The organism is Nitrospirota bacterium (genome assembly GCA_016235245.1).
In the GTDB taxonomy this organism is placed as follows: domain Bacteria; phylum Nitrospirota; class Thermodesulfovibrionia; order Thermodesulfovibrionales; family UBA6898; genus UBA6898.
In genome coordinates, this window is the sequence record JACRLO010000007.1 from 54,963 (window position 1) to 71,173 (window position 16,211).

The 16,211-nt window shown below is 49.6% G+C and carries 15 protein-coding genes; 10 read left to right on the plus strand and 5 right to left on the minus strand.

Features of this window, described 5'->3' with window-relative positions; translation table 11 throughout:
• The first annotated feature begins 93 nt into the window (after positions 1-93).
• The 3 genes from HZB31_03850 to HZB31_03860 all read left to right on the plus strand — a co-directional run bounded on the left by HZB31_03850 (position 94) and on the right by HZB31_03860 (position 4,456).
• Positions 94-2,748, plus strand: coding sequence for an AMP-binding protein (locus tag HZB31_03850; GenBank protein MBI5847071.1), 2,655 nt, complete (start codon positions 94-96; stop codon positions 2,746-2,748).
• Positions 2,749-3,099: 351 nt separating this feature from the next.
• On the plus strand, positions 3,100-3,762 hold the full coding sequence (locus HZB31_03855; GenBank protein ID MBI5847072.1) for a histidinol phosphate phosphatase domain-containing protein: 663 nt from the start codon (positions 3,100-3,102) through the stop codon (positions 3,760-3,762).
• Complete coding sequence (locus tag HZB31_03860; protein MBI5847073.1) at positions 3,755-4,456, plus strand: tetratricopeptide repeat protein; 702 nt, start codon at positions 3,755-3,757, stop codon at positions 4,454-4,456. The genes HZB31_03855 and HZB31_03860 overlap by 8 nt, the downstream gene beginning before the upstream one ends.
• An 11-nt stretch (positions 4,457-4,467) precedes the next feature.
• Here HZB31_03860 and HZB31_03865 read toward each other — a convergent pair whose 3' ends face one another.
• A complete protein-coding gene (locus HZB31_03865) occupies positions 4,468-5,718 on the minus strand; it encodes a transglycosylase SLT domain-containing protein (GenBank protein MBI5847074.1) in 1,251 nt (416 codons plus the stop codon).
• A 231-nt stretch (positions 5,719-5,949) separates the two neighbouring features.
• Here HZB31_03865 and HZB31_03870 point away from each other — a divergent pair, with 231 nt between their 5' ends.
• Genes HZB31_03870 through HZB31_03880 form a run of 3 tightly spaced genes read left to right on the plus strand, consistent with a single transcriptional unit; the run spans position 5,950 to position 8,694 of the window.
• Positions 5,950-6,426, plus strand: a complete 477-nt coding sequence (locus HZB31_03870) for a CinA family protein (protein MBI5847075.1) — start codon at positions 5,950-5,952, stop codon at positions 6,424-6,426.
• Positions 6,419-8,461: an NAD-dependent DNA ligase LigA gene (gene ligA, locus HZB31_03875; protein MBI5847076.1), complete on the plus strand. Its 2,043-nt coding sequence runs from the start codon at positions 6,419-6,421 to the stop codon at positions 8,459-8,461. Before HZB31_03870 ends, ligA begins: the two co-directional genes overlap by 8 nt.
• 5 nt (positions 8,462-8,466) lie before the next feature.
• Entirely contained in the window at positions 8,467-8,694 is a 228-nt protein-coding gene (locus HZB31_03880; protein MBI5847077.1) for a hypothetical protein, read from the plus strand.
• A 4-nt stretch (positions 8,695-8,698) separates the two neighbouring features.
• Here HZB31_03880 and HZB31_03885 read toward each other — a convergent pair whose 3' ends face one another.
• The 4 genes from HZB31_03885 to HZB31_03900 form a co-directional block, all read right to left on the minus strand.
• Positions 8,699-9,049, minus strand: coding sequence for a hypothetical protein (locus HZB31_03885; GenBank protein MBI5847078.1), 351 nt, complete (start codon positions 9,047-9,049; stop codon positions 8,699-8,701).
• A 213-nt stretch (positions 9,050-9,262) separates the two neighbouring features.
• Positions 9,263-10,360, minus strand: coding sequence for an ATP-dependent 6-phosphofructokinase (locus HZB31_03890; protein ID MBI5847079.1), 1,098 nt, complete (start codon positions 10,358-10,360; stop codon positions 9,263-9,265).
• Positions 10,357-10,680 (minus strand): divalent-cation tolerance protein CutA, encoded by a 324-nt coding sequence (locus tag HZB31_03895; protein ID MBI5847080.1) that lies wholly within the window; start codon positions 10,678-10,680, stop codon positions 10,357-10,359. Before HZB31_03895 ends, HZB31_03890 begins: the two co-directional genes overlap by 4 nt.
• A 101-nt stretch (positions 10,681-10,781) precedes the next feature.
• Entirely contained in the window at positions 10,782-12,194 is a 1,413-nt protein-coding gene (locus tag HZB31_03900) for an amidophosphoribosyltransferase (protein ID MBI5847081.1), read from the minus strand.
• 473 nt (positions 12,195-12,667) lie between these two features.
• Here HZB31_03900 and HZB31_03905 point away from each other — a divergent pair, with 473 nt between their 5' ends.
• From HZB31_03905 to HZB31_03920, 4 genes are all read left to right on the plus strand, one after another.
• On the plus strand, positions 12,668-13,378 hold the full coding sequence (locus HZB31_03905; GenBank protein ID MBI5847082.1) for a transporter: 711 nt from the start codon (positions 12,668-12,670) through the stop codon (positions 13,376-13,378).
• Between the two features lie 12 nt (positions 13,379-13,390).
• Positions 13,391-14,431 carry an energy-coupling factor ABC transporter permease gene (locus HZB31_03910; GenBank protein MBI5847083.1) on the plus strand — a complete coding sequence of 347 codons (1,041 nt, stop codon included), beginning with the start codon at positions 13,391-13,393 and terminating at the stop codon, positions 14,429-14,431.
• A 29-nt stretch (positions 14,432-14,460) separates the two neighbouring features.
• Positions 14,461-15,267, plus strand: coding sequence for a cobalt ECF transporter T component CbiQ (gene cbiQ / locus HZB31_03915; protein MBI5847084.1), 807 nt, complete (start codon positions 14,461-14,463; stop codon positions 15,265-15,267).
• A 3-nt stretch (positions 15,268-15,270) separates the two neighbouring features.
• On the plus strand, positions 15,271-16,211 hold a 941-nt coding region (locus HZB31_03920), incomplete at its 3' end, for an ATP-binding cassette domain-containing protein (GenBank protein MBI5847085.1).

The window sequence follows — 16,211 nt, forward strand, 5'->3', positions numbered from 1 at the left end:
GACAAACATGCTAGTATAGCTATAGTAAAGATGCCGCAGTTTTAAAAAAGTATAGCAGATGATCGAACGAACCTTCAATAAAGCTCAGGGACTATGGCAGAAACCATAATCGACCTTTTCCGCAAGGCAGTTTCTGCCTATCCTGATAATACTGCCTTTCATTACTCCAATGATGGCTGGCAGACCATTACATACCGAGAGCTTGCCGGCAGAGTACGTAGACTTGCATCGTATCTGATTACCGCAGGGGTCAAGAGGAATGACCGTATTGCCGTCTTCTCGGAAAATCGTCCTGAGTGGTCTGTTGCTTATCTCGCGATCCTCTCTTGCGGCTGCATAGCCGTACCGCTCGATGCCCAGCTTGGTCCGGAAGAGGTAAAGACCCTGCTGCTTGATGCAGGTACCGGTATTGTCCTGCAAAGCGATAAGACCGCAGGTCAGCTTACGGTTTTTGCGGAGCATTTCCGGAAATCTGCCGGCAAAGACCCCCAGTTTATTGATTTTGACAGCAGCGCATACCGGGCAATAGAAGAGAGCCCTTCAACAGGACCTCTGCCCGCATGCGATCAGGACGATATCGCATCAATAATATATACGTCAGGTACAACAGGAAATCCGAAGGGCGTTGTTCTTACCCATCGGAACTTCTGCTCTGATGCCAGAGCGCTCATTGACGCAGGCATAGTTTCGCATGAAGACAATGTCCTTTCCATTCTTCCTCTGCATCATACCTATGCTTTTATGTGTACCTTCCTCGTCCCGCTGTTTCTTGGAGCTTCCATAACCTATCCCCTGAGCATGAAAGGCCCTGACATGATTGCAGCCATACAGGGGAGGGGCGTTAGCGTGCTGATCGGTGTACCACAGCTGCTTAGCATGATCAGAAACGGTATTATGAACAGGATCGATGCGCTGACCTGGCCGCTGCCCTTTCTTCTGGCAAAGTGTATCGCTCTTTCCAGAACGCTCAGAAGAAGGCTCAGCTTCAATCTTGGCAGGTTTATCTTTAGATCAGTTCACAGGAGCTTCGGAACCCGCTTCCGGTTCTTTGCCAGTGGCGGCGCAAAGCTCGATCCTGCAGTCATGGAAGGCCTTGAGGCTCTTGGATTTACTGTCCTTGAAGGCTATGGACTCACCGAGACCTCTCCTGTCGTAACCTTCAACCCTCTTGACAAACGGAAACCCGGCTCTGCAGGGAAACCTCTTCCTTCTGTTTCGATCAGGATTGCCGATCCCTCTGAGACCGGTGAGGGAGAGGTAGAGATAAAGGGACCCATGGTCATGAATGGCTATTATAACAAGCCTTCCGCAACTGCCGAGGTGATGCATGACGGATGGTTCAGGACCGGCGATATCGGCAGACTGGACGCTGACGGTTATCTCTATATCACCGGCAGGTCAAAAGAGGTCATTGTCCTGAGTTCAGGCAAGAACATCTATCCTGAAGATGTTGAAAAGATGTATCTGTCATCGAAACTGATCAAAGAGCTCTGCGTTATCGGCATAGAGCATCAAGGGATAACAGACTCTCTCCATGCGGTGATCGTCCCTGATTTTGATTACGCAAAACAGGCTGCCCTTTCCAATCTGCAGGATGCGGTCAAGTGGGAGATCAATGCACTCTCCGGAAGCCTTCCCTCATACATGAGAATACAGGGGTTCACGCTCCGGAAAGACCCCCTGCCCCGGACACCGCTCGGCAAATTGCGTCGCTTTATGATCAGGGCCGGTCAGCAGCAGCCGGCACCGGTAAAGCATGATATTCCTTCTGCTGATCAGACATTGTTTGCAGATGAGGTTGGCAGCAAGGTGCTGAAGGTTATCAGTGATTTATCGAAGAAAGAAAATGAGATACAGGCAGATGATAATCTTGAACTCGACCTGGGCCTGGATTCGCTCTCCAGGATCGAACTCGTTGTGGCACTTGAAAAAGCGCTTTTCCTGAAGCTCCCCGAGGATTTCATGTCTGATATCCATACCATCAGGGAACTCATCGAAAAAACCAGAGCATCGTTACAGGGGCCCAGAGCAGTGCAGGCTGAGAAGACCGGCTGGAAAGAGATCATATCCGCAGAGCCCCAAGAGCAGATCATGCTTGAGAGACCTGAATTGATAATGCTGCCGTCGAGGGTGGTGTATGCTGCTCTGAGGCTGTTCATGAAGCTCCTTTTTCGCCTCGAAACACAGGGGCTTGAGAATGTTCCTGTCCCCGGGAATTTCATCATTACCCCAAATCATGCCAGCTATCTCGATGGGTTTGTTGTCGTGCTTTCATTGCCCTTCTCTGTATTCAGAAACCTGTATCTGCTGGGTATCAGCGATTTTTTCATCGGCTCCCTGAAGGGATGGATTGCAAAGAAGACCCATGTGATCCCCATTGACTCCTCCGCATACCTCAGCAGGGCGCTCCAGACTTCTGCGTACGTGCTGCGGCATGGCCGCTCTCTCTGCGTCTTCCCTGAAGGTGGACGGTCGCCTGACAATGCGCTCCTTGAGTTCAAAAAAGGTGTCGGCATCCTTGCCGTAGAAATGGGAATACCTGTTGTCCCTGTTTATATTAAAGGGGCGTTTGAGGCCCTGCCGAGAGAGGCAGCATGGCCAAAGTTCACCAGGATCTCAGTCATCTTCGGAACGCCGCTTTCTGCAAAGGAGACAGATTTTTCCAAAAAACCTGCGGAGATGGATGATTACCAATATTTTGCGTCTCTGATACGGGAGAAGGTGAAGGAACTATCCCAGTCCTCCTAGGCTGGCGGCCGGCCGGAGCTGTTTTGCCCATTGCCGCCGATGATACTGATCAGTTTCGTGAGCAGCTGCCTGAAAATGCCACGACTTTTTCCTGCGGAGCTTTTGAGTGAGGGGTATATGGTTATTCGTCCATGCTTGTCAGCCTCGTATGTCCTGCTTCCCATAGTGAAATTATAGCAGAGAAAAATGGCGAGTCAAATTAAGATTGATTCATTATATGGCCTGAGCAGCGTTAAGGGTTGCAACCAATGCTCATCAGGGGCTTCCTGCTTCAGCAACGTGCGGGATATGTTCTGTTTTAACCGGGTCCATTGCTTTACATTTCTCCCGTTATTCCTGTATCTTTTTAAGATGATCGATCTTCATACACACACTATTTTCAGCGATGGAGAGCTGATTCCTTTTGAGCTGGTCAGGAGGGCTGAGGCAATAGGATGCCGGGCTATTGCTATCACGGACCACATGGATGCATCCAATCTTGACCTTATCATCCCCCGTATCGTAAAAGCTGTCGAAAAGCTTAAATCCCATGTCCCGATCGATGTAATCCCCGGCGCAGAGATTACCCACGCACCGCCCGGACTGATCGCAGACCTGGTAAAAGATGCCCGTGCGCTCGGCGCAAAGATCGTTGTTGTGCATGGCGAGACGATTGCTGAACCGGTGATAAAAGGCACGAACAGGGCCGCTATTGAGGCTGGCGCCGACATCCTCTCTCATCCGGGAATGATCAGCATCGAGGACATGCTCCGCGCAAAGGAAAAGAACGTTCTTCTTGAGATCACGGCGCGACGGGGCCATGCATTCACCAACGGCTATCTCGCAAAAGAAGCTATAAAGTTCGGCGTGCCTCTTTGCATCAATACTGACGCTCACGGCCCCGGGGATCTCATCACGAAGGAGCATGCCCGGAACATCCTGCTGGGAGCCGGTATTGAGGAAAACAGGATAGATTCCGTATTTGAAAATTCTAAATCCCTTGTAGATAGAGTCCTAAGGAGGAGCAATGCCTAAAGCGATAAAAAAGAAGTCAGCGCATAAAAAAGAGGTCGATACTGAGATACAGGTAAAAGACAGTTTCGAAGGCATGAAAAAGGTCTTCGAACAGAGGCAGAAGTCACTTGTTAGCTATGGCCTGGTTGCGCTCAGCGCGGCAATTGTCATCGGCGGCATCGCCGTTTACCGGTTCAGTGCCAATGACAAGGCCCGGCAACTCGAATACGACGCGTACAAGGCCTATTACAACATATATCAGAAGACACCTCTTGCCGGGCAGGACAAAGCACAAAAAGCTCTGGAACTGTTTCAGCAGGCATATGAAAAGAAGAAGTCGCCAAGGGTTCTTCTCTTTATAGCAGACGCATATGCAGAAATGGCAAAATACGATGAAGCGTTAAAGACGCTTGATGAATTCACTCAACGGTTTGTTCGTGAAGAGGCCCTCATCCCCCTGGCCTATCAAAAAATGGTTGTGCTGCAGCTCAAGAAAGGGAGTAGGGATGAGGCATTAAAGACCCTTGACAGGATTTCTGCTGCTCCGGGCGACATGCTAAAGGACTTTGCCCTTATCCAGAAGGCGAGAATGCTCGAACAGGATGGCAAAAAAGATGAAGCAATCGTGAAGTATAAGGAGCTTGCGGCGAAATACCCTCAGTCACCCTATGTTGAGGAGGCAAAGACAAAATCCGGCGAGAAAAAAGCAGGATAATAAAAGACCGATTACGCTTTTCGGGTTTTCTTTGATTTGGTGCTCTTCCTTGCGGTTGCAGCACCTTTCTTTTTGCCTGAAACAGAGGAGACTTTTACTTTCTTCTGCGACACCTTTTTCATAAGAGCCCTATCGAGATTGTCCAGACTGAAAAGGTCCTTTGGCGGCAGATAGATCGTGCTCCCTTTCTTGAGGGGCATAATCTTTTCAATGGCGTTCAGGGAAAGAATTACCGGCACAGGGATACCGGTTTTCCCTGAGATACTTTTGAAGGTATCGCCCGACTTTACCGTGTATCGGTCAATGGTAAAGCGTTCCACTTCAGGAATGGAAGCGAGCTTCTCCATAAACAGGTCCCGCGACCCTACAGGGATCTTCAGAATATACCGTTCTGCATCCGGCGGTGTACACCATCTCCTGAGCTCAGGATTCAGCCTCTTGACCTCGTCAAGCGTTATACCGGCGCATTCAGCTACAACAGCCAGATCAATCGGAGATTCTATCTCAACCTCGTCATAGCTCAGGGGCGTCTGATACTCTATTGCTTCAAACCCGAACTCCCTGGGATTGGAGGCTATCATGCTTGCCGCAATGAACCTCGGCACATACTCCTTTGTCTCTGTCCTGATATGCTTTGTATCCAGAAGGTCCCAGTAGTCGTCTGCGTTGCTTTTCTTCATTGCCCGCATGATCTTGCCCTCGCCTGCATTATAGGCAGCCATGGCAAGGTTCCATGATCCGAACATGCCATGGAGATCTTTCAGATAGTCTGCCGCCGCCTCGGTAGACTTGACAGGATCCCGTCTTTCGTCTTTCCACCAGTTGATCTCAAGGCCGTATCTCTTGGCGGTCGACGCGATAAACTGCCAGGGACCCGCAGCATGGGCAATGGAATAAGCGTTCGTACTGAAGCCGCTCTCTATAAGCGACATAAAAACTATATCTTCCGGAACATCTTTTTTCCTGAGGATATCTTTCATGACATCGAGGTACTTTCCGGATCTGCTCAGATACAGGGCAAACCGGTCCTTGATCCTGTTGGCAAAAAGGCTGATATTTCTGTCAACAGCCCTTGAGGCGGTCTGATTATCAGCATAGGGCACAAGGACAGGAGATGGCTGAAGGACGATACTGTTCTGGGGCTGGTTAACAGACGGAAGCTCTTGGCTGATCTTTTCTTCTGATGATTCTAATGCTATTGCCGGCAAACTTGTGAGCAGAAGCATAGAGAGAATGGAAAAAAGATGTATGAATCTTTTCATTGGCTATTATTCTCCCGTTAGCGCCTCCCTTTGTCAAGTATAATAGGGCATTTATATAGGGCAAACTTTAAATAAAGCGTCCCATATGCACACTTTATCAGCCACAAATAACGTGCAACCTCTCTGTTCACAAGGATCAGGGGGAAAGACGCTGAAGACATCCATAACTCTTGAGAGAAGCATATCATTGACAACGACAAAGTCCGGACACCAAAATAGAACTGTACAAGCATGAATCTGAAAGAAGCAATAATTATCCAGAACATCTTCAAAGAAAAGGGCCTTACCCTTTCTGTAGCTGAGTCATGCACAGGTGGCCTGATCTGCCATAATCTTACCGCTGTCCCCGGTGCGAGCAGTTTCCTGCAGGCAGGTATTGTGACCTACTCTGCCGAATCGAAAAAAAGGCTTTTGGGAATCTCGCAGAAAACATTCTCTGCCCATGGGATCATAAGCGAAGAAACCGCACGGCAGATGGCTGAAAGAGTCCGCACCCTCACAAAAACCGATATTGCGATCTCAACAACGGGCAACCTCGGCCCTGACGTTCTTGAGAGCAAGCCAAGAGGACTCGTCTTTGTCGCGGTCAGTTCAAAAAAAGGAATGGCTGCAAAAAAATTACAGCTGAAAGGGACAAGGGGAGAGATAAAAGAAAAGGCTGTTCTATCTGCCCTTAAATTCCTTGCAGAGGTGCTCAGCAATGGCTGAACAAATTCCGGCAGCAATCAGGAAAGAGCTCGAAGACCTCGTCAGCGAACTCAATGCCCACAGCTATCGGTATTATGGAGAAGATTCGCCTGTCATTTCTGATGCTGAATATGACAGACAATATCGCCATCTGAAAGACCTGGAAGAGAAATACGGATATGTTCTGCCGGATTCGCCAACACAGCGGGTCGGAGCGTCATTATCAGAGAAGTTCGACAAGATACGGCATACTGAGCCGATGCTCTCGCTCGACAATGCCTTTTCATACGATGAACTGAGGGAATTTGACAGAAAACTGCTGCGGCTCCTTAATACCGATGACGAGATCGAATATACCGTAGAACCCAAAATTGACGGCCTTGCCATGGAACTCACATTCAGCAATGGCCTTCTCCTGAAGGCTTCGACACGCGGCGACGGCTATGAGGGGGAAGATGTTACCCATAACATAAAGACCATCAGATCAGTGCCGCTGAAGATCAAAGGGCCACAAATCCCTGAAAAGATTGATATCCGTGGTGAAGTCTACATGGATGTGAGCGAATTTGAGATGCTCAACAGGCAGAGAGAACACAGCGGAGAGCCTCTTTTTGCAAATCCGAGAAACGCTGCCGCAGGAAGTGTGCGGCAGCTTGATCCTCAGGTGACGGCATCTCGCAAACTTCATTTTACCTGCTATGGCCTGGGAGCAGTCAGGGGCCTGAGCTTCAGGAGTCAGACGGAATTCATGGCATGGATGAAAGAGGTCCGACTTCCGGTGCCTCCAAACATGGTGAACGTAAAAGGCATTGAGAAAGTTATTCAGGCAATCCGGCAATTTGAGGTGGAGCGGGATTCCCTCCCTTTTGAGACGGACGGTGCAGTGGTCAAGGTGAATGATTTCAGCCTTCAGATGAAACTTGGCGTCAGAACACGGGAGCCGCGCTGGGCAACTGCCTACAAGTTTCAGGCAGCCCAGAACAGAACGATCGTGAAGGAGATCCATGGGAGTGTCGGCAGGACTGGCGTTATTACGCCTTATGCGGTCTTTGAACCGGTAAAGATCGGCGGCGTCACGGTGTCCCGATCAACGCTCCATAACTGGGACGAACTACAAAGAAAAGACATACGGGTCGGCGACACGGTTTTGGTCGAGCGGGCTGGTGATGTCATCCCTCGTGTTGTGGCAGTGATCAGGGACAGGCGCACAGGCAGGGAAGAGGTCTTTTCAACCCCTGACAGATGTCCTGCCTGCGGTTCCCGGGTTGTCCGGGAAGAAGGAGAGGTTGCCGTTAAATGCGTATCGCTCCACTGTCCGGCACAGGTTCAGGAAAAGATTATCCATTTTGCGTCCAGGGGAGGCATGGATATTGAAGGCCTCGGAGAAAAAAATGTGGAGCTTCTCTTTGCCCGTGGACTCATCAGGCATTTTGAGGACATTTACCGGATCAGGAAGGAAGATCTGCTTGAGCTGCCGCGTTTTGCCGAAAAATCGGCACAGAATCTGATAGATGCCATTGAAAAATCTAAGCATGCGACACTTGCCAGATTTCTCTTTGCCATCGGCATTGTCCATGTCGGCGAATATGCAGCAAAGCTTCTTGCCAGAAACTTCAGGGAACTGGATGAGCTCTCTTATGTCAAAAAAGAGTCGATCCTTGGGATTAAGCAGATAGGAGAAAAAATCGCGGCATCTGTTTCCGGTTTTTTTAATGACGAGAAGAATATCGACCTGCTCAATTCCATAAAGAAACTCGGCATGAATCTCTCAAACCCGGACTTTACCGCTGAGGAGAAGAGAGAGCTTCCCTTGAGAGGCATGACCTTTGTCATTACCGGTTCGTTGCCAATCGCAAGGAAAGAAGTGGAGGGCCTGATCGAACATAACGGCGGTCATGCAGCATCCGCCGTCTCTGCGAGCACCGATTATGTGGTGGCAGGTCAAGATGCAGGATCAAAGTTGAACAAAGCAATAAAACTGGGCATAAAAACAATCTCATATGAGAAACTATTGGACATGATAGAAGGAGACAAAGGACAGCAGAGGTTGTTCTGACCTTTATGAAAAGACTGACTGAAAAAGAACTGAAAGCAGCGCCGGACTATAAAGAGCTCAAATGGTATCAGGGCATAGCCGTAATTGTGGCAGCCTTTGGAGAGACCTGGAAGCGGCTGTCTGACACGCAGGACTACACGGATGCCGACTACTTTGTGGTTATGGACGAAGACGACAGGGGATCTTTTTTCGGAACTTACTCAGACGACGAACCCATAGAACCGAGCAACTAACCTATCAACTCTCCGGCGTCACCGGCTGCTGAACCGGGGATACGCTGCAAATCTCTTCTGATAATTCAGGCTTGAAATCATTTTTGAATATGGTGAGAATAATGTGGGGGATCGCCTCAGCAAGATATGCGACCACAGTCGCCCAAAAAGCCATCATAAGCAGGACCTTTAAGTCCCTTACCTGATCAGTAACAATTGCATTCAGCAGATAGCAGAACGTAAAGAAAAGTCCCCAGATAAGCGGAGCAACAAATGCGATAAGAATTAATATGCGGTGGGGCTTATTCGCTGCCAGCTTCCAAACTCCTGCCGCAAACAGAAGATAGGGCACAAAAACACGGACTGCATCGAACATATGTTTTAAGATAAACGCATAGCCCTCTTTATTAACGAATGAAAAAATGAGCAGACCAAGGAACCACATTACGAGAGGGAAAAACAGAGACCATTGAAAGAATCTTGATTGCGTCATAATTTATGAAATAACTTTAAAGACCGGCGGACCGATTGTCAACGTGAAATTTCAATTATAATTTTGGCTATTTCTTGTATTTTATATGCGGACTTCTTATCTGCCGAAACACACACCGACAGATTCGGCTGCCTTCACCAGATTCCCTGCAGGGTCAACCAGCTTCATTTTCCTGATCGCCTTTTCAAGCGGCACTGATGTGATATCAGGCGGCCGGTAAGAGACCATATGACCAAACTTCCTCTGTGCGATCAGCTCTACTGCCTTCACGCCGTATTGTGTTGCAAGGATTCTATCTGACGCGCAGGGAGAGCCGCCGCGCTGAACATGACCGAGAACCGTTACCCGCACATCCATACCCGTGATTTTCCTGACGCCCTCTGCAACCCTGTCTCCCATCCCTGCAAAACGCAGGGCATATCCGGAGGAATCCTTTTCGAGCACTGCCATCTCTCCGCCAAGGGGCTTGGCGCCTTCAGCCACTACCACAATGCTTGAATTGCAGTTCGCCTTTTTCCGCTCTATGATCTTGGCACAGACCTGTTTCATGTCATAGGGAATTTCCGGAATGAGGATCACATCAGCGCTCCCGGCAATGCCGGCCTCAAGCGCAATCCAACCGGCATAACGGCCCATCACCTCAACCACGATAACCCGATGATGGCTCTCTGCCGTAGTGTGGAGCTTATCCAGGGCATCGGTCGCAGTCTCAACCGCAGTTGTAAAGCCGAACGTCACATGCGTTGCCGAAAGATCGTTGTCAATGGTCTTTGGAACGCCGATCACCCTGATACCTTTTTTGAAAAACTTCTGCGCGATACCAAGTGAGCCGTCGCCACCGATCACAATGATCGCATCGAGCTTAAGCTTCTTCATGTTTTTGATGACGCTGTCAGAAAGATCTTTTTCGACCTGCTTACCTTTTTCCATCATCTTGACTGCAAAAGGGTTCCCCCTGTTCGTTGTACCGAGGATTGTGCCTCCCCTGAATAGGATGCCGCGCGTGTTCCAGGGCGTGAGCTCCTTGGTATTGGTCTTGCCCATGAGGCCTTCAAAACCGTCAAATATACCAATGACCTTCCAGCCATACATAATATTTGCAGTCCGCACGACCGCCCTGATCACGCCGTTTAAGCCAGGGGCATCACCCCCGCCTGTCAGGATGCCTATTCGCATATCGTTTCTCCTTTTCATAGCTTTGTCGTCTCCTGGCCGAGCCACTGAAGATACTCGTCAGAGCCTCCAATGACAGGGAGGGCAATGATCTCAGGCACTGTGTAGGGATGGATCTCCTTTACCCTCTTTTCGAGGTCCCTGAAGAACTCCTGTTTTGTCTTCACGAGCATAAGGACCTCGGCTTCGTCCTCGATCTTCCCCTGCCAGCGGTATATAGAGCGGATATTTCGGATGATGTTGACGCAGGCTGCAAGCCGGGAAGCGACAAGGTCATTGGCCATCTTTGCAGCATCGTCCTCATTGGGAGCCGTGATCAGGACAATAACGAAATCAGTCATGCCATTACCCCTCCTTTATGTGTTTGCCCCCCGGGAGAGAGGCAACAGGGAGATATCTGTTCAAGCGGCTATTCGTCAAAGGCAAAAGGCGTAATTCCAGGCTAAAAGAAGAACTCCATCTGCTCAAGATGCTCACCCGGGAAGTTGATTGGATAGATGTTATCAAAGCAGGCTGAACAGTAGTTCTCCGAATCAGACACGATCTTTTTAAGGCCCTCAAGGCCAAGATAGGCAAGGGAATCTGCAGTAACATATTTTCTGGTCTCTTCGACATCATGGCTCGATGCAATAAGCTCCTGCCGTGTCGGGGTGTCAATGCCGTAATAACAGGGCATAATGGTAGGCGGAGAGCTGATCCGCAGATGCACCTCTTTTGCCCCGCCCGTTTCCCTCAGCATTTTGACAATCTTCTTGCTTGTGGTACCCCTGACAATAGAGTCGTCAATAACAACAACGCGCTTGCCTTCAATCAGCTTCTTGACAGGGTTCAGCTTGATCTTCACGCCAAAGTGCCTGATGCTCTGTTTCGGCTCGATAAAAGTCCTGCCGATATAATGGTTCCGTATCAGACCAAAATCAAATGGTATACCACTTTCTTCCGAGTAGCCAAGGGCGGCAGGAACACCGGAATCCGGCACAGGGATTACCAGATCTGCGTCCACTTTTGATTCTCTCGCAAGCTGTCTGCCGAATTCCTTCCTGATCCCGTTGACATTCTGACCGCCGAAGATATTGCTGTCCGGCCGGGCAAAATAAATGAACTCAAAAATACAGAATGCCCTCCTCGAACTGAGAAGGAACTTCCTTGATGTTATGCCCTCGTCGTTGATGATGACCATTTCACCCGGCTCAATATCGCGTATATACGTAGCATTGATCAGGTCAAGAGCGCAGGTCTCCGAGGCAACGACATAGGCACCATCCACCTGACCGAGACAGAGCGGCCTGACGCCATAAGGGTCGCGAACTGCAATAAGTTCTTTCTCTCTCAGAACAAGAAGGCTGTATGCACCGCTGACTTCCTTCAGGGCGTGCGCTACCCTCTCGGAGAAGTTCTCGCCTTTTGAATGTGCGATGAGATGAACAACCACCTCGCTGTCGGATGTTGACTGAAATATCGCGCCCTCATCCTCCAGGGTCTTTCTGAGTTCAGGCGCATTCACAAGATTGCCGTTATGCGCAAGCGCGAGTGCTCCAAGAGAAAAGTTCGCAACGATCGGCTGAACATTTTTCAGAACGCTGCTGCCCGCCGTGGAATAACGGTTATGGCCGATCGCTATATGGCCAGGGAGCTTCTTCAGCCTCTTTTCGCTGAAGATGTCGGCCACAAGCCCCATTCCCTTTTCGATATAGAGCTGGCGCGCATCGGATGAGCATATACCTGCGCCTTCCTGCCCCCTGTGCTGCAGGGCGTACAGGCCGAGATAGGTGAGGTTTGCCGCCTCCGGATGGCCGTACACGCCAAAGACGCCGCACTCTTCATGAAATTTGTCAAAGGGATCAGACTTGTCTATATAGGGGATATAGGAGCCCTGCCTGCAGGTTTGCGGGCTAAGGGCGCACGGCTTTTGCTTTATGTTGTTCCTCAGTTTATTGTGCACTGGCGGCAGACACTCTCTCCGGGAAATTAAAGTAATTCATTTTACCATAAACATCCATCCGGTTTGGCGAATATATGTGGCGTTGCACTTAACATGGGCATGTCCCGTTGACAAATCTCATGCTGATAGGCTAATTTTAACTCATACGCGCAAGCGGAGTGCCACTGCTGACGAACAGCGGGGTGCAAGTGAAGAGAAATCAAAGGCCATGAAGGCATGCACCAGAAGGTGCAGTATTCATGGCCTTTTTTATTTGATCAATATTCATCCAGCCGAGAAGGCGACAACCTCCATGAAGGAGAGGCCTTATTCTTTATTTAGGGAACAACTTTTATGCAAATGGAGGTTTTCTTATGGGTCTCAAAGTTTTTATCGCATCATTCTTCATGGCCTGTCTGGTCTCTGCGCAGGCCTTTGCTGCTCACCCACTGATCACTGACGACACGGGTACGCAGGGCAAGGGCAAGTTTCAGATAGAGATCAATGCCGAATATGCGAGCGACAGCGGCAATACCGAGACCGCTTTAGGCGCAACGCTCTCTGCCGGACTGCGGGACAATCTCGATCTTGTCATTGGGGCACCCTATATCTTTCTCCGCGAAAAAAACGAAACCGGTCACTGGTACCATCAAGACGGAATCTCAGATCTTTCCCTGGCGCTCAAATGGCGGGTATTCGAACATGAAGGGTTCAGCCTTGCGCTTAAACCAGGTGTCACACTGGCGACCGGAGATGAAGCTAAAGGATTAGGAGACGGCAAGCCGACATACAGCCTTTTTCTTATAACCTCAAAGGAACTGGAGCCGTTCACCCTTCATCTTAACCTCGGCTACATAGCAAACCGAAAGGAAGTCCGCGACATCTGGCATTACTCCCTTGCTGCTGAATATTCGGCATCAAAAAGCATCAGGATCGTCGGCAATATCGGGGGGGAGACAAACCCTGACAGGACATCGAACGTTCATCCGCTCTTTGCGCTGGCGGGATTGATCTATAAGGCAGCCGACAATTTTGACATCGATTTCGGCGTCAAGACAGGCCTGAGCAGAGCTGAGGCCGATTATACTCTGCTGGCTGGTATTGCCTTCAGGTTTTAGGGAGGAATAACCATGCATATGGCAGATGCGTTACTATCACCTGCGGTAGGGGCAACCTTTTGGGCGGGGACGTTAGGAACTATTACATATTGCTCAAAAAAGCTTAAGAGCAATCTGGATGAAAAATTAATGCCTCTTATGGGCGTCCTTGGGGCGTTCATCTTCGCTGCCCAGATGATAAACTTTACGATCCCTGCAACCGGATCATCCGGGCACCTTGGCGGCGGCCTGATCCTGGCTATCGTTCTGGGGCCATATGCGGCCTTTCTTGTCATGGCATCGGTTCTTACGGTCCAGGCGCTTTTTTTTGCCGACGGGGGCCTTCTTGCCCTTGGCTGCAATATCTGGAATCTGGGCATCTATCCCTGTTTCATGGCCTATCCCCTGATATACAAATCTCTGGTCAAGCCGGGAACCAGCTCAGGCAGGATTATGATGGCATCGATACTATGCGGTGTGGTGGGACTGCAGCTCGGAGCTTTTTCTGTTGTCATGCAGACATCGCTGTCGGGCAGGAGCGAACTTCCCTTCAGTACCTTTCTGCTGCTGATGCAGCCTGTACATCTGGCCATTGGTATTGTTGAGGGATTTGTTACCGCCGGGGTCATCAACTTTATAAAGGCAGCCCGCCCGGAGATCCTCGAAAGTGCTTTTTCGGCTCAACCTTTATCCACAGAAATTTCGATCAAAAAGGTTGTTGCCGGTCTGTTGATTGCAACTCTGCTCACCGGGGGAGTTCTCTCATGGTTTGCGTCCTCCAATCCTGACGGTCTCGAATGGTCCATTGTAAAGGTCCTTGGCAAATCCAGGCTTTCTGAGGCAGATCACGGGATAGCTCCGGCACTGAAGTCATTACAGGAGAAGACCGCGTTTTTCCCTGAGTATGGTTTTCCGAAGACCGCAGAGGGAGAAAAAAGAAAAGATGAGACCTCCTCCTGGCCCGCAATTGATCCCGGCAGATCCGGCTCCGGCATTGTCGGAGCTGCTCTGGTGCTTGCCGCCGTGCTTCTGATTGGAGGGATTATCAGGGTATTGCGCAGGAAATCGGCATGAAACAGTGCTCTCTCGGGTGATAGTAATTCATGTTTGATAATGCATATTTCAATATCGGCTATCTTGATACATTGTCTTATCGGGATACGATCATCCACAGGCTTGATCCGAGAGCAAAGCTGATAGCCACGCTGGCGTTCATTATTACCGTCGTATCGTTTCCAAAGCATGAATTTGCCGGGCTTCTGCCTTTTCTGCTTTTCCCTGTTCTGCTTTTTTCGCTCAGCGATGTACCGGTGAAGTTCATCCTTAAGAAGGTCCTTTTGGTATCGTCCTTTGCCGTATGTATCGGCATATTCAATCCTCTTCTTGACAGGCAGATTACGACCTCTTTTTTCGGCTTTTCCGTTTCAGGGGGATGGATATCATTTTTTTCTCTCATGCTGAAGTTTTTTCTGACCATAGTCTCTGCCCTGCTCCTTATCGCGACTACTTCATTCCCCGGAGTATGCCATGCACTGCAGAAGATGGGCATGCCCGAACTATTTATTTCCCAGCTTTTATTCCTGTACAGGTATATCTTTGTACTGGTTGAGGAGGCTATGAAGATCGTGCGCGCAAGGGATATGCGGTCTTTCGGGAAAAAAGGGCTCGGCATAAAACCGGCAATAAGCCTTTTCGGCTCTCTTTTTCTCCGAACTGTTGAGCGGGCTGAACGAGTCTATCAGGCAATGCTTTCGCGCGGATTTACCGGCAGGCTTAACACCTCAAGGACTTATTCCCTCACGATTTCTGACGTATTGTTTGTCTGCCTCACGATCATGTTTTTATACCTTTTCAGAACATATGATGTGGTCAGCACTGTCGGAAGAGTTTCGATGAGACTGCTTGGGTAACCGATGAGCCATCATATTGTTGAATTTAACAACGTTCATTATCAATACCCTGACGGAACAGCCGCTCTCAACGGTCTCTCTTTTCGGATCACCCATGGAGAGTCAGTCGGGATCGTGGGAGCCAATGGATCGGGCAAGTCAACGCTCCTGATGCATACAAACGGTTATCTGCTGCCGCAGACCGGAGCCATCACCATCGGCGATTTCCAGCTTAATAAGCAGACCAGGCAGGAGATACGAAAAAAAGTCGGCCTCATATTCCAGAACCCTGATGATCAGCTCTTCATGCCGACGGTCTTTGAAGACGTTGCTTTCGGCCCGCTCAATCTCGGCCTCAGCCCTGAGCGGGTCAGTGAGACGGTGCAGGAGGCTCTCGAAACCGTCGGCTGTTCAGCGCTGCGGAACAAGCCCCCGCATCATCTGTCGGGCGGCCAGAAGAGCGCCGTTGCCATTGCATCTGTCATTGCCATGCAGCCTGATATCCTGGTCATGGATGAACCGGCCTCGCATCTTGACCCAAAATCAAGGAGGGCATTGATTAATCTTTTGAGGCACTTTCACCATACCAAGATCATTGCGTCTCATGATCTTGATCTTATCCTGGATGTCTGCAGGAGATGTATCATTGTAAAAGAAGGAAGAGTTGTCGCTGACGGCCTGACTGAAGAGTTACTGGCCGACAGGCAGCTTCTTGAAGAAAACAACCTTGAACTGCCGTTATCATTACAGAAAAGAGAATTGCCAACAGGAGGATTTATGGACGAATTAGGCAAGCTGCATCATCTGCTTGGTCACTGGGCTGAACACAACATTGAGCATGCAAAGACTTACGAGGATTGGGCAAATAAAGCCGGAGTCCTCGGGAAGAAGGAACTGGCCGGGGTCCTGAAAAAAATTGCTGAGGAGACTCTGGCAATGGACAGCCGTTTTAAAGAAGCCCTGGA